Annotated in this window: 5 protein-coding genes; all 5 read right to left on the bottom strand. The window is 71.4% G+C overall.

The window, feature by feature from the left end; all coding sequences use genetic code 11:
• Positions 1-268: 268 nt before the first annotated feature.
• Positions 269-1,294, bottom strand: coding sequence for a hypothetical protein (locus ACQEVZ_RS39830; protein ID WP_433376348.1), 1,026 nt, complete (start codon positions 1,292-1,294; stop codon positions 269-271).
• Complete coding sequence (locus ACQEVZ_RS39825; protein ID WP_433376345.1) at positions 1,258-2,982, bottom strand: hypothetical protein; 1,725 nt, start codon at positions 2,980-2,982, stop codon at positions 1,258-1,260. The genes ACQEVZ_RS39830 and ACQEVZ_RS39825 overlap by 37 nt, the downstream gene beginning before the upstream one ends.
• 150 nt (positions 2,983-3,132) lie before the next feature.
• Positions 3,133-3,522, bottom strand: a complete 390-nt coding sequence (locus ACQEVZ_RS39820; protein WP_433376342.1) for a hypothetical protein — start codon at positions 3,520-3,522, stop codon at positions 3,133-3,135.
• Positions 3,523-3,891: 369 nt separating this feature from the next.
• Positions 3,892-13,530 carry a hypothetical protein gene (locus ACQEVZ_RS39815; protein WP_433376339.1) on the bottom strand — a complete coding sequence of 3,213 codons (9,639 nt, stop codon included), beginning with the start codon at positions 13,528-13,530 and terminating at the stop codon, positions 3,892-3,894.
• A 144-nt stretch (positions 13,531-13,674) separates the two neighbouring features.
• Entirely contained in the window at positions 13,675-23,193 is a 9,519-nt protein-coding gene (locus ACQEVZ_RS39810; RefSeq protein ID WP_433376336.1) for a hypothetical protein, read from the bottom strand.
• Between the last annotated feature and the right edge of the window lie 54 nt (positions 23,194-23,247).

Raw genomic sequence — 23,247 nt, 5'->3', positions numbered from 1 at the left:
TTGTCCGGACACACAGTCAGTCGTTCTGCGGTCGGCGGCACCGCGCCCTCCCTGGGGTGTGGAAACGCTCTAGCAGACCGACGTTACGGCCGGGTTACGGCATGTGGCGAGTCCTCGTTCCAGCAACCGGCGTCCCTCAAGACGGACCTGCCCGCGTCCCGGCTCTGAGGCTCGATGACGCGCCTCCACCACCACACCCGGCTGCGACACGCGAAAGGCCCGCCACGTTGAACGCAGCGGGCCTTTTCGTTGCCCTATGGTTGGTGTGTCAGCAGGTGAGGGTGAGGCGTCGCAGCTCGCTGAGTGCGGCGTGTTGGTCGGGGCTGAACAGCGGGTTTCCGGTCAGGTCGCTGAGCTGGCCGTCCCATCGGAGCCTGTCGACCTGGGCGAGATGCTTGATGATGTTTGCCGGGAACCAATTGGTATTCGGGCGTTGTCCGGCGAGGATCTCGTGCAGCGTTTGCAGGACGGCGGCGTTGGCGCGGTCGGCTGGTGTTGCTGCGGCTGCCCGGCCGAGGTGCCCGAGCAGCCCGGACACGTCGGGCAGTTGTACTGGCGCGACTGAGAATGTCGCCTCGACCCGTGCAGCCACATCAGACGCGGCGAGGAACCGGTAGGCGAGGTCAGCGTGGTTGCGCCGGGCCAGCCGGACGATCGCGTCGTGCAGCTGCGGGTCTCCGGTATCCCCTGGAGTCCGTTGCGCGATCTCGGCGAGCCAGTCCGTGACCGCCTCGGACGTCAGGTGCTTGAGATGGTCGGCAAGGATGGTCGCCGACCCTTCCCGATCGCCGCGCGCCCAGGCGTCAAGCCACAAGGCCAGCAGCGGCGGAGCGGTCGGTGCCGGCAGCGCCAGCTCCCGGGCGTGGTCGATGACCTGTTCGGTCAGCGTGTCCCCGTAGTGTTCGGCCCGCCTGGATCGAGGGCTGGTCACCGCCCACACGTTGCCCAGCCGCGGAGCCGGGTGCCCCTTGGGCGGCGCAGCCTGATGAACGATCGGCACCCCGAACTGTTCGCCGACGACGCCGAGCGCCGCCGTCAACCGCGACGCGACGACAACCAGCACCTCACCACGCAGCCGCAACCGTTCCAGCAGCACCTTCAGCCTCGCCCGCGCCGCGTCGTCGCTCGGCTGATCCATGACCACGAGCCGCGGGAGCCGTGGGCCGGCGAGCCTTCTGATGGTCCTCCACAGTGGACTCCTCGGGCCCGTGCCGTCAACGAGGAGCGCGGCGCCGCCCAGCTGGTTCACCAGTTCGGTCACCCCGTCCGGCAGCAGCAGCGGCGGCAGGAACATCGCAGCCAAGGTGCCGGTCCACTCCGCGTCGGCGTCGACCGGTTCGGTTCGCCCACCCGGCAGGGCATGCCCGCCAGTGGGCAGGAACACCACGTCAGGCGATCGACGCCGAGCGCCCGCGACAGCCAGGCCCGCTCGGGGGCGGGCGTGCGCTCCATCCAGTCCACGAAGCGCTGATCACCGAAGAACTCGATGGCCCGCCCCAAGTACCCCATGACTTCGACCTGCGATGCGCGGTTCTCCACGTATGTCGCGTGGACCACCCGGACGGTCTGACCGCCGGTCAGGTCCCGAACCGGCCAAGGTTCGCCGAGCAGTGCGACGAACTCGGCCATCAGCCGTGTGGCGGCCTCCGCCTCCGCCTCGGCCGAGGCGGTCGCAAACCGCAGCCGGGTGGCAGCGATCCTGATCCGCGGGTGTATCGCCCGGAGTTCGTTCTCGTCGTACGTCGTGAACCGCTCGCCCAGCTGCGCGAACCACTCGCCGGGGGTCTCGACCGGTGGCAGTGGGAGCAGCGGGAACGCCAGGAGCAGTGCCAGGTCAATCGCGATCTGCGAGTTCGGCAGGATCTCCCGGACAAAACGCTCCCAGTCGTCCGACGGTGTGCTACCGGCGGCCGATCGGCTGTCCGACCCACGGCTCCGGTGCCCCCGAGCTCCGGCGTCTGGTCGGCGGCGGACAGCGGCCGCCACTTCCCGGACGGCCGCCCACCACCCGGACGGCCCGTGGCGGACGTACAGCGGTGCGGCGTCCTCAACGCTCAGCTCCGGCCAATACCCGAGGTCGGCCGCGAGCGCGAGGTCCGCCCTGCCCCAGGTCCGCCGGTCGAGATCGGATGCGCTCGTTCTGAAGCGGAGCAGTGCGCCGCGCAGCCACGTCACCGACACGCGGAACTGCCAGGAGAGCGTGGTGAACGGTGTGCTCTGCCGCGGCACCGGGATCACCGCTGCCATGAATTCCCAGCCGGCGCGGACGTCGATCGGGGCGGCCCGTTCGAGCTCGCGGAGTGCGTTGAGGTCCTGGCCGAGGGTTGTCGCGATCCAGGTGTCGACGATGTCGCGGAGTTGCTCGGTGGTGCCTTCCCATTCGACGGTCATGCCGGTGTCGTGCATGGCGGTCATCAGCAGCCCGCGGTCCCGTCGTACGTCCGTCCACCGGTCGAACCATGCGACCCACTCGGCGATGTGGTCCATCAGCGGCCGGTGCTGGTCGTACACCCGCAGCACCGGGGTCAGGTGGCGCGGGTCGGTGTCGAAGATGACCGCGAGCCGGAACAGCTCGGCGGGCGTAACGTCCCAGCCGGAGGCGACCCGGTCCAGGTGGTCTGGCACGCGCTCGACGCGGACCGCGAACCGCCACACCTCGGCGGGGTCGACCCCCTCACCGATCACGGCGGCGGCCGCCTCGACGGCACTAGGCGACAGCCAGGCGAAGCGGTGCTCCAGGACGTCGGCGACGACGTTCACCGGCTGCCCCAGCCGCTGCGCCCATTCCTCGGCCCAACGCGAGATGAGCGCCGACCGCGCGATGCCGCCGGCAGTCCATGGCGCGTCGGTGTCCCGCGTCTCGCGTACCGCAAGGGTGACCACGTCGCGCTCGTCGCCGGAGATGGGCGGCAGGGCATCCAGGAGCAGCTCCAGTACCACGTCGCCGTCGAGCCTGTCGTCGCCCGGCTCCGCGGCCCACATCGAGGGACGGGAATTCGCCGGCCAGTTCCCGGGCCGCGCGGTACAGGTCGCCGTGCGGCTGGGGACTGTTCAGGCGGGAACGCCACCCAGTTATTCACGAACTTCGGGCAGCCTGGTCCAGACCCACTCGACGGCCCGCACACGTGTTAGTCACGACCCTGCCCCGCTGATCCGCGCGCCGCCCGGCACAACCAGCAGCAACTGGCGGCCCGGGCGCGTGACCATCCGCACCGGCACCCGCAGAATCCGACCTGCGCGGACCAGCAAGGTCGCGGTGTCGAGGTCCGCGACTCGCAGGCCGGGCGTGTTGGCGCGGGTGGGACCGGACACCAGGAGCATCGCGCGCCAGGCCGCCTCCGACAGCAGGCGGGTGTGCCGGGCCCGGCGCGGCTGATGCGGCAGTCCGAGGTGGTGCGGACGTCCACAGATCTCGACATACCCCTGCTGCCAGGTGCGTTCGAGCAGCCCGGGGGTGCCGAGTTCGGAGTACACCTGCGAGATCTCGTAGCGGTGCCGGTTGCCGGCCGTGTACCGGGACACGCTCGCCGACCTGCCGATGGCTTGCAGCAGTTCGGCCAGCCGATCCGCCCCGCTGGACCGGCTGAACTCGGCGAGCGGCCCAGGTTCGACGCGCGCGAGCCGTGGTTGCGAGCCGCTGCTGGTCCCGTCACGAGCGCCGCGGCTCAATGTTGCGGTGCATCGCACGAGCATGCACGCCTCGAACGCGGCAATCTCCAAGGCTTGGCGGCGATCCGGCACGCCAACCTCCCGAAACTTCCAGGCCAACATCAACGGCAGACGCTACGGCCGCGGCACGGAACGCGACGAGTCCACCTTCCAGCCCTCCCTGTCGTGCGAAACGGGCATCCACCAGCAAAACGTAACGCCGCTGAAACACTGCGGTCCGGGTCAGCAGTTGAGCGTCATCGTCCGCAGCTCCGCCAACGCCGCCTTCTGGGCCGAACCGTCGTCGAATGCCGCGCCGATCTCGCGGAGCCGGTCCGTCCACTTGATACGTTCATCCTCCGACAGGTGCCGGATGCGCTCGCGGTCGAACACCTTGGGCGTCGGGCTGTCGGTGGTGAGGATGTGCCGTAGCGCCTCCAGCACCGCCGCGTCGGCTTGGTCGACCGGGCCTTCCGCGGTGCCTTGTGCGAGGCGCACCAGCGGCTCAAGCACGCCGTGCAGCACAGCGACCGGCGGCTTCAGCGCGGCCTCCATCCGGGCCGCGGGGCCGGACGCGGCGAGGAATTCGTAGCCGTGGTGCGCGGCGCGGAGCCCGGCCAGGTCGAGCAGCGCGGCGTGGATCGCGGCCGTGTTGTCGCCGGGTGCCGCCCGGGCCGTCATGCCGTCCAGCCATGCGCGCACGGCCGGCTGCGTGAGATCGCCCAGCTGGTCGTCGAGGAGCCGCTGCGATTCGCTCCAGTCGGCCGCCGCCGCCGTGTTCAGCCACTCGCCGAGTGTTGCCGGCGCCGGCTGCGACAGCAGCGCGGTCATCGTCGCGGCCGCCTCGAAGACCTGCCGCGTCGGCTGTTCGCCGTACAGCGCCGGGGTGCGGCCGGGACCGGTCGCTGCCCACACGTTGCCCAGCCGGGGGACCGTGAGCGAGCCCGCCGGGGACGCCTTGTGCACCAGGGCCACACCGTGCGCGGTGCCGAGGTCGCGCAGCGCCGGCGTCAGGGTGGCCGGATGCACCACGACCGGCAGCCGCCCTTGCAGCCGGAGACGTTCCAGCAGCGCACCCAGTGTCGTGAGGTTCGCGTCCGTGACCGGAGCGTCGAGGATCACGACCGGCGACCGCAGACCGACGGTGAGTTCGACGATCGCCGTGCGCGATGGATGGTCCGTGGCGTGAGCACCGACGAGCAGCGCGCCGCCGTCGATCTCGGCCGTGCCGGGCGGAAGGATCAGCGGCACCGGCGGGAAGAGTTCCGCGAACGTCGGTGCCCACGCCGCATCCGGGTCGACCGGTTCGATCCCGCTCTCCGGTACACCTGCCGAGGTGGGCAGCAGGAGCACGTCGACCGGCCGGCCGGTGGGCACCATGGCGGGGGCCAGCGTCCGCGGGTCCAGCAGTATCACGGCCCCGTCCACGACGACTGCGTTGAGGATCGTCTGGACCGGCCGGCCGGCGTCGTCGACGCTGCGGTGCAGCAGGATGCCCGCACCGCCGGTAGCGGCCAGGTGAGCGACGGCGGCGCCGAAGCCGGGCACCCGGCGGCCGTTCGGGCCCAGGAGGCGGACGAATCCACCGCTGTGCGGGTAGTGCCCGACGAGCGCGCCCAGCGACAGTTTCCTGGTCTGGAAGTGTTGCCGGCCTGAGGCTGGGCTCCGGCGCCAGGCGTCGACCGCGAGCGCGCGGGCAACGAGTGCCTCCGCCGGCTCGGAGCCGGCGGGCACCTCGGGGAGGCCGTCGCCGCCGGGCCGGGGTAGCTCGAGCTGGCCGAGCACCAGGGCGATCGCGGGTCCCGCCGACCCGGCGTGCACGACTCGGACGTCCTTGCCGCCAGGCAGTCTCCAGCCGTCCGCGGCCTCACGCAGCACGGCGCCGGCCAGGCGGGTGACGTCCTGATGAGACACGAACTGGAGGTATGCCCGCAGAACGTCCTGCGACAGGGTGGCGAAGTCGACGGATTCGGCATTGGCTCGGTCGCGCGCCTCCACGAGCACGTCCAGGTATTCGTCCGTCCCGTCCACGGACTCGTCCACGAAGCGGTCCAGCGAATGCAACGGGATGAGATGGAACACCTGGGTGTTCGCCTTCGAGATGGGTGTTGACCCGGCGAACCGCAGCTGCTCAGCCGTTTGCGTCACCGCCGCGAACCAACCCGCGGGATCGGGTGTGCTCAACCGCTTGATTTGGTCGTCCGTCAGGGGGAGGTCGGCCGGTGCCCGGCGCAACTCCACCGCCACCGCGAGCTCTGCCCGCCGCAGGTGGGCATCCTGCCGGTCCTCGAAGTTGTTCAGGTCGATCGGTTGCGCGCCGGTGAGCAGGAGGGCGCCCCGCAACCACTCGGGAGAAATGCCGAGCGCCGTCGCGGCCTCGCTGACCTGCTGGGCGGTCCAGCCGTTCTCGCCTGCCAGGTGCCGCAGGTTCCGGCGCAGGTGGTCCTGCTCAGCAGCCGGGAGTGCCTTCAGCGTGCGATACAGGTCCGGGGTCAGCCCCAGCACCGTCGTATCCCACCGGTCCTTGACGGTGTTGAAGTCGCCGACCCAGCCGCTCTGCACCCCGATGTCGCTAGCGATCCGGTATGCGTCGGCGCGGCTGATGCCGAGCTCGGCGGCCCAGTCGCTGAGCTGGTCCTGCCAGTCCCATGCTTCGCGCGGGTCGGCCGGGTCGGCGCCGCGCAGGCTCAGCGGCTGCGGCGTCGTGTCGAGGAAGAGCACGTCAACGACGTCGGCGGCGGGCAGCCGGGCCGGGGTGAAGGTGAGCGCGTCGAGAAATACGACCTCGTCGCTCGGTCCGCGGTACACGTTGAGCACACCGGTCGTGCTCCCGGCGGCACCGGTCTCCCGGTAGAGCACGATGCCTCGCCCGTACCGCTGCCCGCTGATGTGCCGCACGACGCCGTCGAAACCGCGTCCGGACCCGCCGTCCGGCCCACGGAAGCGCACGAAGCCGCCACGGTGCCGGTACGCCGCGAGCAGATCCTCGAGGAACATACCGCCCCCGTCGCCGAGACGGATGCCGTCGGAGGGCGCGCCGAGGTGCCGGTCGAAGTCGACGGCCCGGGAGAATCGCGTCCCCTGCGGCGCGGACTTGATGAGCTGCGGGCCGGGCAGCGTGAGCCGGAGGTAGAGCGACCCCTCAGCCGGTCCGGTCCGGCCGGCCGGACCGCCCGGATCGGCGTGCACGACCCGTACCGGTGCCGGAGCCGCCACGCCCTGGGTCTGCCCGTCCGATCCCGCTGGCAGTGACCAGTCGCCGGCGACCCTCGCGAGCAGCAAGGTCATCAGCTCGGTGGCCTCCCGCGTCCCGGTGCTGGCGTTGACCTGCCACACGTTCCAGTGGCGTACGTAGCCGGACCGGATCTCGACGGGTAGGTCGAGCAGCGGAATCCTGTAGTCGCGCAGATGCGCCACCAGCTGCGCGATCCGCGCCTGGCGGACCGCAACACCCGCCCGCAGGAGTTCGATGAACGCCTCTGCCTCGGCGACCGGGCCGCCGGCGGGTGCGGGGGCGGCGGTGCCGGCCCGGAGTTCGGCCGCGATCTCCTTGACCGCCGGCCACCACCCGGCCACCGGGTGGATGACCAGCCGGGCGGACTGCTCGGGGGTCAGACTGATACGCGCCGGGGGACGGCCCAGCTCGGCGGCGAGCGCGAGCAACGGGGTGACGCTCGCGCCGCCGGAGACCGCGTCAACGATGTCGGCCGGGGACATGCGGGTGCGGACCTGGACCCCGCGCAGCCAGACCACCGGGACGCCGGCCGCCATCGCGAGCCGCTCAAGGTCGCGCGGCTGACCCCCGTCCCCACCGATCTGCTCGGCGAGCTGGCGCACCACATCCCAGAGCTCGCGCAGGTCCACCCGTCCAGCACCGCGAAACGTCGTGCGGTCCACGCCGAGGGTCACGGCCAGCCAGTCGTGGACCATGTCACGCAGGGCATCGACGCTGCCGTCCCAGTCGAGCGACAGGTCGAGGCCGTGCAACGCGAGCATCAGCATGCTCTCGTCCCCCATGTCCGACCAGGAGCGGAGCCGACGCGTCCACTCCTGCAGCTGGGTATCCAGCGGCCGCTGCGGGTCGTACACCTTCAGCACCGGCGAAAGGTGATACGGGGCGACGTTGAGCGCGTCCGCGATCCTGTAGAGGTCCCTGCCGTGCAGTTCCCGGGCCGTGGTGAGGTCGTCCAGGTCCCTGGGGAGCCTCCAGAACGAGACCGCGAACTCCCAGATCATCAGCGGGTCGGCGCCGAGCCGGGTGGCGAGCGGCTCGACCGCGCGCGGGGTCAGCCAATCGAGCCTCCCGTCGGTTTCGCCGCCGGACCACGGCGATGCGAGCATCGCGCGCTGGGCCGTCACGATCCGGTCGGCGAGGCGCACCGATGTGTCGTGGTCACCCCCGTTGCTGAGCACCGAGTCCACGAATGGCCCCAGCATTGCCGCATGCGGCGAAAGGCCACCGTTCGCGCCGTGGCGTGCGTTCAGGGTCTGGGCGAGCGTCCACGCTTCTCGGTATGGAAAGCCGGTTTGCGGTAGCTGTCGGTACCGATTGAGCACGACAGGATTGTCCGGCCGGGAGGACAGATCGGACCCGTGCGCGGACATGAGCGCGAGGAGCTGCCTGGTGCTCGGCATACGGTATTTAGCGGCCCTCGCGGGCAGGTCCAGCAGCAGCTTGCCGACGCGGACCGATGTCAGGACGAGCCACAGTGGACTGACGACGATCTGGCGGGCTGCCCGGGTAAGGTCACCGTCTTGGTCGAACGCCTCCGCGAACCACGACAGCGGCTCCAGGTCTGCGGCCGTGACCGGCCGGTTGAGGGCATGTGTGTCGTCAGTCCCGCGCCGGCCGAGCAGCATTCCCGCCCACGCGTCCAGATCGTCGCGGGTCACACGGGTCGTGCCGGACGCATGCGGCCCGAACGTGGCCTGCGCGGTGTCGAGCAGGAACGGCAGGACGATGCCGACCGGCACGCCGAAAGCCGCCGACGATCCCTCCAGGTCGGCCCGGACGGCGGCGACGAGCTCGTCCTGGTCCACCGGCAGGCCCGGCTTCGCCCGGCCGGCCAGCACCGGTTCGAGGGCCCACGGATCGATCTCCAGGTTGGTGATCAGATGCCACAGCACCGGTTCAGGCAGCCGCAGCCGCTGCGCCTGCTCGGCCAGGTCCACTGGCACCTGCCGGAACCGCAGGCTCCACCTCCGCACCTCGGCCGGCGGGACACGCAGACGCCCGGCCAGGGACAGCGCCTGGGTGTGCCGCAGCCACCGATGCCGGGCTTGATCTTCCGCGATGTCGGACGGTGCCACGTTGAACTCGGCGGCAAGCCATTCCCGCCGCATCGGGCGGAGGACGTCCGCGTCCACGTCGGCGAGGTCTGCCGGCCCCTGGCCACCGCGGGCCAGCCAGGAGAAGAACAGGACCACCTCGTCAGGCTCGAGCTCCAACCCGCGGGCCAGGCGGATGATGGCCATCAGGTCGGCGCCGAAAGCCGACTCGGGTGGATGCCGCTGCCGCCACTCGGGATCATCACCGCGCTGCGCCAGGGCCGCCCGCGCGACGCCCACAGGTCCGCGCATCTCCCGCCCGCCGCCGACCGGGGCGACGTCCAGCAGCTGCCGCAGCTCCGCTTCGGCAGGCCCACCGGGATCGATACCGAGCAGGACGGCGAGCAGCAGCAGCCGCCCGTCGCCGGCGGTGCCGAGCCGCGCCCATTCGGCCAGTTCCACCGGCACCCGGCCGATGCGCAGGCTGAACGCGGCGACAAGCGTGCCGCTGAGTCCGGACGACCGGGCCAGCCGCTCGATCCAGAGGCGGTCCAGGCCCGCCTGTCCGACCCGCCAGTCCACCAGATCCCGCAGCGGTCGCAGCGAGCCGAACAGCTGCGGGTACTCCGACCCGTGGTCGCCACCGAGCACCAGCGAGACCCAGTTCCGCTGCAACTCCCCCAGCTCGCCGGTCGTCCCGGCCTGGTTCAGGTCCGCGCCAAGATCGGCGAGGATCTCGCGCAACTCCACCGCGGTGAGCCCGGCCGGCTTCCCCAGGGCGAGCAGGCGTTGCTGCCAGTACCGCCCGGTTTGGGCCGCGAACTCCTGCGGCGTGGCTTCCACGGAGTGCGGCGGGATGGCCACGGCCGTCAACAGGCCCCGCACGGCGAGTGGATGCTGCCTCGTCACGTGCATGAGGTCGACGAGCAGGCCGGTCGGGTGACCACGCGCTGCGGCGAGTTCCGGCACCTCGATCGGCAACCGGCCGATGCCGACCGTGACCGCGTAGAGTGCGCCCAGCCCGGCACCCCACCGCTTCGCCATGCTCCGCACCGTGTGCAGGTCGGTGCCGACCCCGCGCAGTCTGGTCCGCATCTCGTCGAGGGTGTCGTCGAGCCCGCCGCTCGGCAGGGCGGCGAGTATCCACTCGTCGACGAGCGCTCCCAGCTCGCTGGGAAGCCGCCCGACCTGGTCGGGTTCGTGCAGCCACGCGAAGAACGGCTTCAGCTCGGCCGGGGCGAGGCCGCGCTCAGCCGCCCACTGGGCGTATCGCTCGACAACCGCGGCCCGGGAGCGTTCGAAGCCGGTGCCGAGCTGCGGAAAGGTCCGCGCGATCACGCGCGGGTCGGCGTCGAAGTCGGCGGACACGCCGAGCAGGACGGCGGGCGAGATCCCGAGCTCGTCGGCGAGCCCGAAAAGGTCCGTCGGCACCCGGCCTCGACCGGCGATCGTCACCGCCAGATCGTCCATCAACTGGCTCTCCGGCTTTGGCAGGCCGCTGCTGTGAGCGACACCGATTCCGGCGACGGCCTCCACCGCGTGCCGTCGGCTGACGTCGTTGCCGTTGAACAGCCCGGCCAGTTGGCCCGTGCCGGTCAGCGACCGGATGTCAACGCCGAGGAGGGACGCGAGCGCGAGCAACCGCGCCGGCTGCACCGACGCCGCGGCGGCCAGGTCGAACAGGTCGTGCGGGACCCGGCCGGTGCTCAGGCTGTACATCGCGAACAGGGTCGGGCTCACCCCGGCCTGTGCCGCCAGCTGGTGCAGCACCTGCGGGTCGTTGCCCTGGGCGGCGAACGCGTCGGCGGCGAAGGATCGCAGATGTTGCGCCAGCGCGGGCCAGCGAACCGCGTTGACCGTCTGGATCCGGTCGGGGCCCCACAGCCACTCCCACCATCGGTCCGCCAGGTCGCCGGAGTGCCGCAAGGACCAGGCGTCGTCGAACGTGAGATCAAGGTCGGTCAGCAGGGCCAGGGCACTGCCTCTGTCTCCCCCGAAGAACCACTCCATCCACATGTTGGTGTTTCGGTCGAGCAACTCCGACGGGTGCCGCATCGGGGCCAGGGCGGCCGGTTCGACGTTCCACGTCACCGCCGCGTCCAGCAGTCCCTCCACGCCGACCCCCCACCGCTGGACCAGGCCGGGCAGTTCGACGGGGATCCGCCCGGTCATCTGCACGAACCGCACGAGCGGACCCGGGCCGGCCGGGAGCGTCGCGGCCATGGCGACGAGCGCGTCGAGGTCGACCCGGAGGTCGGCCAGCTCCTCGACCGGCACGGCGAGCCGCGCCGACCACCACTGTTGCCGCAGCCCGCTGTACAGGTCGCCGCCGAACGGGTCGCCGAGCGGCGCCGTCGTCGCGTCCATGCCGGCCAGGGCGTGCAGGACGTCGCCCAGCGGAGCGGGCCACAGCCCGGACCGCAACGCCGCGGCCGCATGCCGCAGGCGGGTGAGGAACTGCTCCTCGTCCGGGCCGTCCAGGCCTGCGCTGGCGATCAGCCAGAAGAACGTCGGCACGTCCGCTCCGGCGGGACCCGCAGCGGTCTCCGCGAGCGTCCGCAACGCGACGACGACGTCGCCGAGCGCGATGCCGTGCGGCAGCACCGCCGACCCGACCCGCCGCAGCAGCGCCCGGAACGGCAGCAGATGCCGGGGATCGGTCTGCAGTGCCGCGGCCACGGACAGCAGCACCGCCGGTGTGGTCCCGGCAAGGTGCGCCAGCGTGGGCAGGTCGGCCGGCACCCGCCCGGTCCACGCCGCGAGCGCCGCCGTTTCCGGGTCGAGCTCCAGGGCGGCGTCCGCCGCCGCTCCCGCGCCGAGCGACGACAGCACCGTGCGATCGATCTGTTCGCCGGTCAACGTCGGGAATGTGCGTGCCAGCAGCATGTGCCGGTGTCGGCCCGCCGGCAGCAGACCCAGCACCGTCGCGACGAACCCGGGGTCGTCACGCAACGCCGACCCGCCGGGCGGGGCCACGCCCTCACGGTCCAGCAGCCGCTGGACCGCGTCATGCGGCAGATCGGCCAGCAGTTCCAGCGGTGCTCCTCGGGCTATCAACGACGAGAGCGCGGGCAGGCCGGCCGTGCCGAGCCCGTGCCGGTCCGCGAGGGTCAGCAGCCACACAAGGTCCAAGTCGGTGTGTACGCCGAATTCGCGCAGTTCCGCGCGCAACCCGGCCAGCAAGGTGCCGGCATCGGTCGCCCGTGATCCGGCCGCGGCGGTCGCAAGCCGGTCGGCGATCGGCAGCAGAAGACCGGGCGGCACCCCGACCGCGGACGCGACGACGTCCAGCGGGTCGACCGCGTCGACGACCGGTCGCACCGGCGGTTCGGCGGGCCGGTGCGGGGTGAGGTCGGCCGCGACGAACGCGTTCAACAGATCTGGGGACAATGGCTGCGGCGTGTCGCCGTCGGCGCGGTAGCGGATCGCTGTCATGCCCTCCTGCACGGCAAGCACAAGAGGAAGTCCGCCGGCCGGCGGGTTTGCGCTCACCGTGCCGCCGGAGCCGCCGAACCCGAGGCCAGCAACCTCGATCACGTCGGCACCGCGCAGCACGGCGAACCGGGCGGCATAGTCAGGGGTCAGCCGGGACTGCTCGCCCAGAGCGCTGGCGAGCAGGAGCGGTCCGCCTGCTACCGCCGGGGGCACGATGCCGGCGAGCCCGGCCTCGTCATACAGCCGGTCCTCGAACACCACTTGCCCGGCCAAGGCGTGGACGACCAAAGCCCGTGCACCGACGTCCGCCAGGTGCCAGGCCAGCTGCTGGCCGGCCGCACTGTCAAGACCTGAGCGCTGTCCCGGGTCAAGGTGGACGGCACTGGCCGCGACGGTCGCCGCCGTCCCGGCCGGCCGCGGTGCGCGCTTGCCCAGCCACCGCAGGCGCGGCCAGTCAGCGAACGTGGCCAACCGCTTCCGCAGCCCGTAGACCCGGCGCAGCACCGCGTCCGGAACGATGCTGTCACGCACCCCGAACAGGACCAGCAGCGGGCCGCCGGCCGGCTCGCCGAACGTCCGGCGCACCTCGTCCGCGACGGCGGCCGCGACGGTGGACGGGCGGACCCACACTCCCCAGTCGAAGGCCTGCAGCACCCAGCCGTCGCCGATGGCATACGTCTCGGGTTCGGTGCCCGGCAGGACGCCCAGCCGCTCCGCCACCCGGTCGGTGCCGGCCCACTCCTCCAGCGTATCCATCGGGAGCACGAGGGCCGCGGTGGCGAACGGCCGCAGCGTCGGGCCGAAGCCGTCGACGAACTCGAACACCTCCGGGTCGAGGACCGACGCCCTGCTGCTCGGCACCCGGATCGGCACCGCAAGGCGGTTCGCCGCCCGCACCACCTCATCCGGGTCCGGCTGCGGGTCCAGCATGACGATGTCGATGGAAACGCGCAGTCGCGGCGGCAACTCCATCAGCGAACGAGCCAGCGTCGGCGCGTTCAACAGATTCTCGGCGAGGTAGACGCGTACCTCGCCGGCCTGTGGTTCCTCCAAGGCGTACTGCTGTGTCCGGTCGGACTGCGCCGCGTCGACCTGTGGGGACTGCAACAGCATCCCGGACGGCACCGGCGACGACCACTTGTCGGGGCAGGCGACCGGCGCATGTCCACCAACCAGCACTTTCGACCTCCCGATGACAGTGATCCGACGCTACGGCCGGTCCGGGTTTGTTGGGCGAGTCTCTGTTTCTGCGCGCCGCGTCATCCGAACACAGGCGTCACGGGAAGCCGTCGCCTGCGCCGCACACGGCGGTCGTGCCGGACGTCAGCAATTCACCACGATCAGCGCGAGACGTTCCAGCGCCTCGCGTCTACGCCGCAGCGGCGCGTCGTGCTCATCCGTTGTGCTCTGCGATTCGAGCAGTTCGAGGAGCTTGGTGCGGGTATCCAGCCACCGGCCGCGGTGATCTCCGTCCAGGCACTGCAGGAGCTCCTCTTCGGCAGCGTCGAGCGTCCGGTCACCGTTCGCCATGATGAGATCCACGACGGTCATCAGCAGTGTGTCGGCGTCGTTGCCCGCCGGCTCGGCCCGGCGCGCCGCGATGATCAGCTTTGTCAGCAGGTCGGTCCCGGCGTCGCTCAGCGCCGCTTCCAGCACGATCCGCGCCCGGGCGATGTCGTCTCCCGCCTGGACGTAGCCGAACGCCGTCTCGACATTGCCGGCGGCCGCAAGGTCGAGGACCGCCCCGAAGACCGCCGGTCGCGGGTCCTCCAATACCCGATCGACGATCTCGGCCAGCTGCCTCCGCATGTCGACGTGCTGCAGCGGCTCGGCGTATTCGTCGAACAATGCCTTGGCCTCGTCCCAGTCATCGGCAGCGAGCCACCCGACCAGCTCGGGCGGCGGTGCATTCGGCGCGGGAGCGGCGAGTCCGGCGGCGTGCTGCAGCGCCTTGGCCAGGTTCGAGTACGGGAACGCTCGGATCCATCCAACCGGGCCGCGCACCAACCATTCGTCCTGAATCCCCGCCGCGCCGAGGTTGACAACTGCGAGGCCGTGCCGATGCGCGACGTTCAGCGCACCTTCGTCCCGAAGGTCCCGGGCGACCACGACCGGCGACAGTCCGCTCCACCGGAGCTGCCGCAGTGTGGCGTCGAGGGTCGCAAGCGCGTCCGGTTCCACACCGACCAACGGTGCGTCGACGGCATCCCCATGGTGAGCGACGGTCTCCCAGAACCGCCGGGCGGCGGCTGCGTCTGTGCCGACGACCACGATGTCGACGCCCGAAACGGCCTTGACCGAGCGGGCACCCGCGGGCAGCCGCGGGAGCAAGATGTTGTGGAAACCCGGCACGACGTCTGCCCAGTCTTCGTTCAGGTCGACGGATTCCGTCAGGCCCAGGTCGACCGGGTTCATGGTCGGCCAGAACAGCACGTCGACCGGCAGGCTCAGCGGCAGGTCCGCCAGCGCGAACGAGACCGCGTCGACGAAGAGGATCTCACCGCGCGGGCCGGTGAATGCGTTGAGCAATCGCACGCTGGGCTTGCCGTCCAGACCGATCAGACGGTACATGACGAGGCCTCGGCCGTGCGTCGTATCGAGATGTCGAACGACGCCGTCGAAACCTGAGACCCGTTCACCGGACGGGCCGAGGAACCGCACGAACCCACCGCTGCCGGGGAGCAGCCGCATGAGCGTGTCGGGCGGCTCCTCGTCGTTCTCCGGCTCGAAGACAACGGTGGTGCCGGCGAGGGACTGGTCGAGGTGGAACGCGCGGGCGAACTGCTCGAACTCATCATCGGTGTCGCCGATGTGCTCGACGCTGCGCGCGGGCAAAGGTCGGAGCCCGGCCAGGTTCAGCAACAGCAACTGCATCGCGTCCAAGGCCGGCCGGGCGCCGGACGCCGCGGATCCCGACGTGGCATGGACGACTCCGGCCTTCGTCCCGCCCGGCAGGCGCTGGACGCCGGCGAGTTCCTCCAGGAGCGCCGAATGCAACCGGCGGCGTGCGCTGATCCTCTCTGGGCCGGTCGGGGCGCCCCACCATTCGGCGTACCGCTGCCGGAACTGTGGTGGGAGCGCCTCGACCTGGACGCCTACCGATGCGGCATGGCGCAGGAGCAGGCCGGCGTCGGCGGGGTCGAGCCCGAGACCGGTGAGTACCGCCGGCGGCCAGGCGAACACCGCGTCCAGGTCCGGCGGCACGTCGCCGAGCCGCGCGAATCGGGCCGGCATCGGCCCACTGGTCGGCAGGAACAGTACCTCGACCGCGTCGCCGCTGGGCAGCTCCGCGAGGCCGGGCTTCAGCGGATCGAGGAACACAACCTCGTCTGCGCCGCCGGTGAAGACGTTCAGCACGCCCATCGTGTGGCTACCCGCGGCGCCGGGGGCTCGGAACAGTGCGATGCCGCGGCCGCCGGTGGCCGCCAGGTCGCCGATGATGCCGTCGAAGCCGGGCACGACTCTTCCGTCAGCGTCGAGGAAGCGCCCGATCCCGGGCATCTGGGGATACGAATCAAGCAGTTCCGGGAGCGTCATGCTTGCGGCGGCGTCGGCTTCCGCCTCGTCCTCGCCGGCGGTCAGGGCGTGGTCGGTCGTCAGGGCGCGGGCAAAGGGCAGCCCGGCGCCCGGTGGATCGCTGATGCCGACCGTGTCGGGCAGCTGCTGGTACAGGTCGAGGAAGGCGGCCTCGACAGCAGGGTCGTCACCGGCGTGGACGACCCGGACCGACGATCCGTCCGGCAAGGGCAGTTGCGTGCCGAGCCTGCCCAGCAGTGCCAGGTGCAGCGGGACTGTGCCGCGCTCAGGAGACTGCCTGAACGCGAAGTAGAGCCGGCGCAGGTCGACCGGCAACGCGTCGATGTCGACCGGACTGCCTTTGTTGCCTAACTCCAGGGCGAGCATGGCCAGCTCAATCATGTCGGCGGAATCGTCGAGCATGTCGACGAGACCGAGCACGCCGGTCTGAGACGGCCCGTCGGCAAGACGCCGGAGTCTCTCGTGGATGTCGTTGATGCTGTGGACCTTGAGGACCGACCTACCCAGCTGGAGGTACGCACCGAGCATCCAGGACCGGCTGACCCGGAGGCGGTCCGCGTGCCCGACGACCTCCTCGTACCGGCCGCTGACCTCACCCATCGCCGCGATGAGGCGCAGTGCAAACGACAACGAGAACACCGCCTGGCGGCGCAGCGCGGCGTAGCCCTGCGGACCCAGCGCCAGACGTGTCGCCTGCCAGCGGTCCACCACCGTCCTGAGGTCCTCGACCGTGCCGGGCCAGGTGATGGCCAGCCGGGAGTCGTTCATCGCCTGTAGCAGGATCGGCCGGTCGACGCTGAGCCGGTGACCAAGATCGTCCAGTCGCGCGCTCCACTCCGTGAGCTGCTCGGACAGCGGCTGGTCCGGGTCGTGGACGGCCAGGACCGGGTGCAGCCACTCCGGCTCCGCGCCGAGCCCAAGGGCGATCGACAGCACGGTGTCCACATCTCGATGCCACGCATCCGCCACCCGGGCAAGGCCGGTCGGGAGCCGGCCGATGTCCAGCGCCAGCCGACGTAGCGCGGGGTACGCGTCCTGCGGCAGTGAGTCACCCGCCGCCGAGACGAGCCGATGGTGGACCAGCCACTCCCGTCTGAACAGATCGGCCATGATCTCGTGCCAGTGGACGGCGAACCTGTCCGCCCAGAGCCGCGACCGCAGGTGGAAGACCTTCGCCTTGACAATCTCCTCCGGTGCCCGCTCGATCGAGATCCTTTCGTCGGCCAGCTGCCGCGTGAGCTCCGACGCCTCCGCCGGGTTCAGATCGTGCCGCCGGATGGCCCGTGCCATCGCGGTGACCATTCCCGCGATCGGCCTCGCATGGGTCGGCCGCAGCGCGAGTGTCGCGGCGACATCGGTGACCGGTTGGTCGTTCAGCCGCTCAATGTGATCGTCGGGACCGAACCGGGACGGATGCACGTGCGAGACCGACGCGAGAATCAGCACCTGGCGGGCGTTGTGGACTCCGTACCTCGCCGCGACCGACGCCACGCCGGTCACGGGCGCCCGCAGTTCCAGGCTCAACGACGCCAGGTACGGCCAGCCCATGCCGAGCAGCGCAGCCTCGCGACGCAGGTCGCCCAGCTGCCATCCCTCGCCCGCGATGAGCGGCTCCAGCAGGGCGGCGTGCAGATCGAGCTCGGCACCGCGAAGCTCCCCGAGCACGGTGGGCGAGAGGTGCAGCAACCAGGTGAGCCAGTGCGTGAACTGCTTCTGGAGTTCGGCGTCCGCCGCCGCGTCATCTGCCTCCAGGTCCACTACCTTCAGAACCATGTCGGCCATGAACGCCAGCAGGAAGTCCTGTGACGTGCCGAGCCGATCACTCTGCCGCTGGAGCCAACGCGCCCACACCTCCGGCACCTCGTCCGGCGGTACCGTCCACCCATGTTCCAGCAGCGGCCGCAGCGACCGTGGATCCGCTGTCAGCTGTGTCACCGCCCGGATCAGCACCGCTGGCGGCAGGCCGGCGTGGTCGGCCAATTCGGTGATGTCGGTCGGCACCCGGCCGAGCCGGAGGCTCAGCCGCCGCAGGTCATGTCGCGAGACGCGGTGCTCGCCGGCCATCAGGTCGAGATCCGCGTGCGACAGCCACGGCCGCGTCGACAGGTCCACGCGGATCGTCGCCGGCGTTTCCTCGAAGCTCCGCGCGAGCCGATCGGCCCGGTCCGTGCCCCCGGGCGATGGCGCTGCCCACTCATCGACCGTCAGGCCGAGCCGTTCAACCTCCCGGGCCGGCCCCCGCACGGCGGCGGCGAGGCCCTGCTCGGGCGGGTGCGCCGCCGACCAGACCGGGTCCGCACGCAGCGCCGCAGCCGTGGTCCGTACAACGGTGTCCTGATCAACGTCGGCCGCGTCGACGACCTCCCGGACCCTGTCGGCGGGGATGTCGCGGGGGGCGACGCCCAGCATCGCGGCAAGCGTGAGCCACCGGCGGTTCCGCTTCGCTGCCTGATCGTCTCCGCGCAGGTCGAGTTCTTCGGGGACACGGCCGATGCGGCCGCTGAAGAATTGCAGCCACGGCGGGCTCACCTCCAGGCGGGAGGCGAGGGCCCGGGCCTTGTCGTCGTCGGCGGGGCTGAGGCGGCCGTCGAGCCATCGTTCACCGAGCTGCCTCATCCGTACGAACAGCCGTAAGGACACCGGTTCCGGGTCCGGTGCGAGTCCGAACACGAGGGTCGTCCAGGTCTGGATGTGGCGCCGGAGTTCGTCGCCGCGGCCAGCTGTCGTCAGCGTCAGGCCGAGATCGGCAAGGATCACGCTGAGCCCGCCTGTGTCCCAGCCGACGGTGGTGGCCTCCTCATGCACCAGCCGCCGCCACCGATCCGCCCAGGTGAGCGTGTCCTCACCCGCGACGGGCGCCTCGGTCACCACGGACGCCAAGGGGAGCTCGACGCCCATGGCCAGGGCCTCCAGCAGCCTCCGCGGCCGCATCCGCAGCGCCGCCGCCAGCCTGGGTACTGCCCATGGGAAATGGTCGAGGACGACGCCGGTCGCGTAGAGGTCCTCCGGTTGCATCCGGTGGCGGTCAGCGAATCGGAGTATCTCCTTCGGCTGCACCTCCCACGCTGCAATATTCTGGCGGACCTGCTCCGGCTCCGTCATGGTGTGCTTGGCGAGCCGGCCCAGCAGCCACGTGTCCACGAGTTCCGCGCCGTCGCTGGGGAACCGGGAGGCGTTCGCCCGGTCTTCGTCGAGCCAGCCGAAGAACAGCCAGATGTCGTTCCCGCTCAATGCGAGATCGCCGAGGATGCCTGCCCAGGCCGGGTAGTCCGTCACTATCACGTCGTGCAGCGCAGCAGCGGGGGTGGCCTGGTTCATCCGCCGGGCTGACTGGCCGAGTTGATGCGTCTCCCAGCGGGCGAAGCGGGCGACGAGCCGCGGATCGACCTGGAGGTCCCGCGCGGCGCTGAGCAGCACGCGGACCGGCAGCGCCCCGCTGCCGCTGTTGGCGAGCGTCACCACCTCCGTCAGGGGTCTTCTGGTGGTGGTCATCGCGTGCAGCAGGTCGTGCAGGACGTTGCGGGCGGGCTTCGGGAACCCAGCGCGGTCACGCCGCTGCCGGACGGCACTGGCGAGGTTTTCGACCCAGGCAAGCCGATGCGTGACCTGCCCCCACGTGACCTGCCCCCAGAAGTTGAGACGGCGCAGTTCATCGGCGGTGTCCAGGTCGCGAACGTCGACGCCGGCCAGCGAGGCCACGGCCAGCAGCCGCAGCGGGTCGTCGACGCCGAGACGGCGTGCCACGTCGGCCAGATCCAGCGGGATCCGCCCGACGCGGAGGCTGTACGCCGCGAGCAGCGTGCGGCTGACCCGCAACCGCACGGCAAGCTCCGCCAGTACAGACAGGTCGAGGCCTTCGTGGCCGGCTATGGTGTCGACGACCGTGCCGAACGTTTCCAGCTGGTCGTTCGACAGCGCTTCCGCGAAGCTGCCGGCGTCGGCCGTCGGGACGCCCCAGACCACCGCCCGCCAGAGCGGCAGCACCCCGGACTTGACGGCGTCCGCCACCGAGTCGGTGGTGAAGGACAGGAGGCTGTCGGACATCATCTCCAGAAGCTGACCTTTTGACAGGGCAAGCGCCTGCGTCCAGTCCTGCAACTGTCGGACGTCATCGGGCAGGCTCAGCACTCTGTCGGCCCTGACCGGGTCGAGCAGATGCGGCGCGACCTGCCAGGACGTCGCCGTCTCCGCCACGTCGTCCGGCGTGTTCCACCATTCTGCGGCCAGTTCCGCCAGCTCGACGGGCACCCGGCCGGTCACGTCGGCGACGTCGAGCACACGCGCCGGTGTGGCACCGATCTCCTGGGCGAGGTCGACCACCGCGTCGAGGTCAAGGGCGGGGTGGTCGCTGCGGATCTCGGCGATCCTCTGCCGGCGGACCCCGAGCCGGCGGGCCCACCAGCCTTCCCGGAGTTGTTGGTACGGGTCCAGGCCGTCGAACGGATCCGCGACCGGCGGCGAGACGAGATCGTGGTCGGGGACCAGCCACGGGAGGGTGCCCTCGAGGAACCGGGCGAGTGGATCCAGCCATGGGCCGCGCAGCGCCGCCACGGTCCACCGCAGCCGACGGAGGAACAGCCGCTCGTCCGAGGTCTCGATCATGCTCTGACTGATCAGGAAGAAGAACAGTGCGAGGCGGCCGTCGTCGGCCGCGTCGGTCTGGGCGGCACCGTCCGGTGTGTCGGTGCGGCCGCGCAGGGCGGTCTCCGCGATCGTCCGCAGCACATCGGCGATCGCCGGCACCGGGATTCCGTCAGGCCGCACTGCCGACTGCGTCCGGCGGATCAGGCCGCGGAACGGTAGCAGGTGCCGCGGGTCGGTGCGCAGCGCGGCGCCGAGCGCGACCAGCGTGGCCGCCGGAACGCCGATGCGGTGCGCGAGCGATCCCAGATCGGCCGGCACGCGGCCGATGCGCAACGCGAGTTCGGCCAGTTGCGGCACCTGGACGGCGGGCAGGTCGAGCCCGTAGCCAAGGGCGTCCAGGTCGGCCGATCGCACTCCGAGCACGGCGGCCGGGTCCAGTACATCGGCCGCCAGATGTGCCGGCGGGTCGCCCGCAGGCCGGCCCGCCGCGATCCGGGTCACCTGGAGCCCGACCGTGTCCAGCGGTTCGTTGCGCAGCGTCTGGGCGATCAGCATGTCCCGGTGCCGGCCCGCGGGCAGGGTCGCCAGCTCCGTCACGGCGAAGCCGAGCTCCCCGCTGAAGATCAGGTACCGGTCGATGTCGGCGCCGGCGGCGTCGAGCGCGGCGCCGATCGAGGTGCGGACCCAGCCGGCCAGCTCGACCGCTCCCATCCCCTGGGCTCCCTGACCGGCGAGATCGATCACGGCCGCGTCGAGGTACTCGCCGTACAGCGGCGCGAGATCCTCCGGCGTCGTGCGCAGCGACCTGGCGAGCGCGGCGACCGCACCGTCGCTGTCCAGCCGCCAACGCTGCGCCAGCGCACCGGGGCCCATCGGCGCCGCCAGCCGCCGCACCTGCCCGTCCAGCACCCGCCGCACGGTCGCGGCCGGTAGGTCGTGCAGGAGTTCCAGGGAGATGCCGCGACCGACCAGTGCGCTGACGGCGGCGAGGTCGCCCGGGGTGAACGTGTGACGGACGCCGAGCTGGAGCAGCCACACCAGATCTGCCTCGGTGTACACGCCGAGGTCCGCCAGCTCGGCCCGCAGGTGGTCGAGCAGCGGCCCGGCGCCGGCGCGCGCCGCAGGCGCCGCCGCGCGGACCCGGGCGGAGACCATGCGCAGGCTGCGCGGATCGACGCCGAGCCGTTGGACAAGCAGGTACAGCGACCACGGGCCGTCAAAGCCGAATTCGGCAGCCAGCTGCGGCAGGTCGTCGGGCACCCGGCCGATCAGCCGGCTCAGCCGGACGAGCCTGTCGATGTGCTGCCACCGCGCTTCATCATCCGGGCTGCGGCCGCGGCCGGGAATGCCGAGCGCGTCGATCAGCTCCGGCAACCGGCTCCGGTCCAGCCGGAGCGACGCGGGCTCCAGCAGCAGGCGGAGATTCTCCGGACCGTACAGACCCACCGGCCCGACCCAGCTCGTGTCGTCAAGGCCATACGGCGGCCCGGCATCCTCGGCAATCGTCAGCCCGAGCATTTCGAACGACTGGTGGAGCCCGGCGGCCAGCGGTTGCGCCGGGTATAGGCCGGGGTCCTGCAGGAAGGCCGTCTCCTCAGCGACGGTCAGATCGAGACCAAGCCGCTCGAACGAGATCACCCTGGTGTCCAGCATGGCGACGATCCAGTCGACGGCGCCGTCGCGCCACCGGTCACTGTCCGGCGTGGTCACCAGGACGAGCGGCGCTTCCTTGAGCGAGTGTCCGAGTGCGGCCGCGATCAGCTTGATCTGAGCGGCGAGCGCCGCAGAGTCGTACCGTTCGCCGCCCCACACCACGGCCCCGCCGCGCACATGGACCACGACCGCGAACGCCTGGCCGAGGCTCGGCAGCAAGCCGGCGAGGCGAAGGCCCTCCGCGGCGTCGCGTTCCTCGAGGAGACCACCCGGGGGCAGATACACCCCGGCAGTGACATGGTGCGCCTCCGGACGGGGCGGCTCGGGCCACACCTCCCGAACCCCGTCCGGCAGCCCAGCTGTCAGGGCGTCGCGCAGCCGTTCCACCCGCAATCGGACCGGCTCCGGCATGGTGACGCCACGCACGCCGAACACCAGCACCGGCGTACGGTCCACAGTGGAGTCTCGGATCAGCTCAGCCGGTGGTGCGCCGGTCCCTTCCGCGGGGCGCACCCACAGCCCACGGTCGAAGACCTCAACCACCCAGCCACCAGCCAACTCGTAGGCTGCCTGCCCGCCGGCACGACGCAACCCGTGGCGCGCTATGGCCCGCTGGCCGCCGTCGACACCGCGCGGCAACACCCGGACCGACACCGCGAACGGCCGCAGCGTCGGCCGGCCGAGACCGTCACGATACTCCAGCCGCACCTCGTCGACGCCGACCGTGGCCGCGGCCGGTAGCTCCACCGGGACCGCTAGGTCGTCGGCGGCAGCGAGTGCCTCGGCGAGCGACGGTGCCGGGTGCACCGCACCGGCGTCGATCACCAGCTGGTCACGCAGCGGACGCAGCAACTTGGCCACGAACGGCGTCAGGAACTCCTGCCGCGCTGTGGTCCCCAGCAGGTTCCGGTCGAGCACGGCCCAGATGCTGCCGTCCGCCGGCCGCGCATTGGCATACGCGAGCAGGTCAGGATCTACCTCACCGGTCTCGTGTCGAGGCCGGATCACGGCGCCGCGGCTGGTGGACACGGTGCGCAGCGCCGGGCACAGGCTCAGAAGTCCTCGCACTGCTGGCTCCATGACTCCCGGGCCCCTCGCTCGACGCGGCACTCCGCCGCGCCG

This window comes from Dactylosporangium sp. CA-152071 (assembly GCF_050936335.1).
Lineage (GTDB): Bacteria > Actinomycetota > Actinomycetes > Mycobacteriales > Micromonosporaceae > Dactylosporangium > Dactylosporangium maewongense.
Note: the sequence above shows the minus strand (reverse complement) of the source record. Positions and strands in the feature narration are given on the sequence as shown.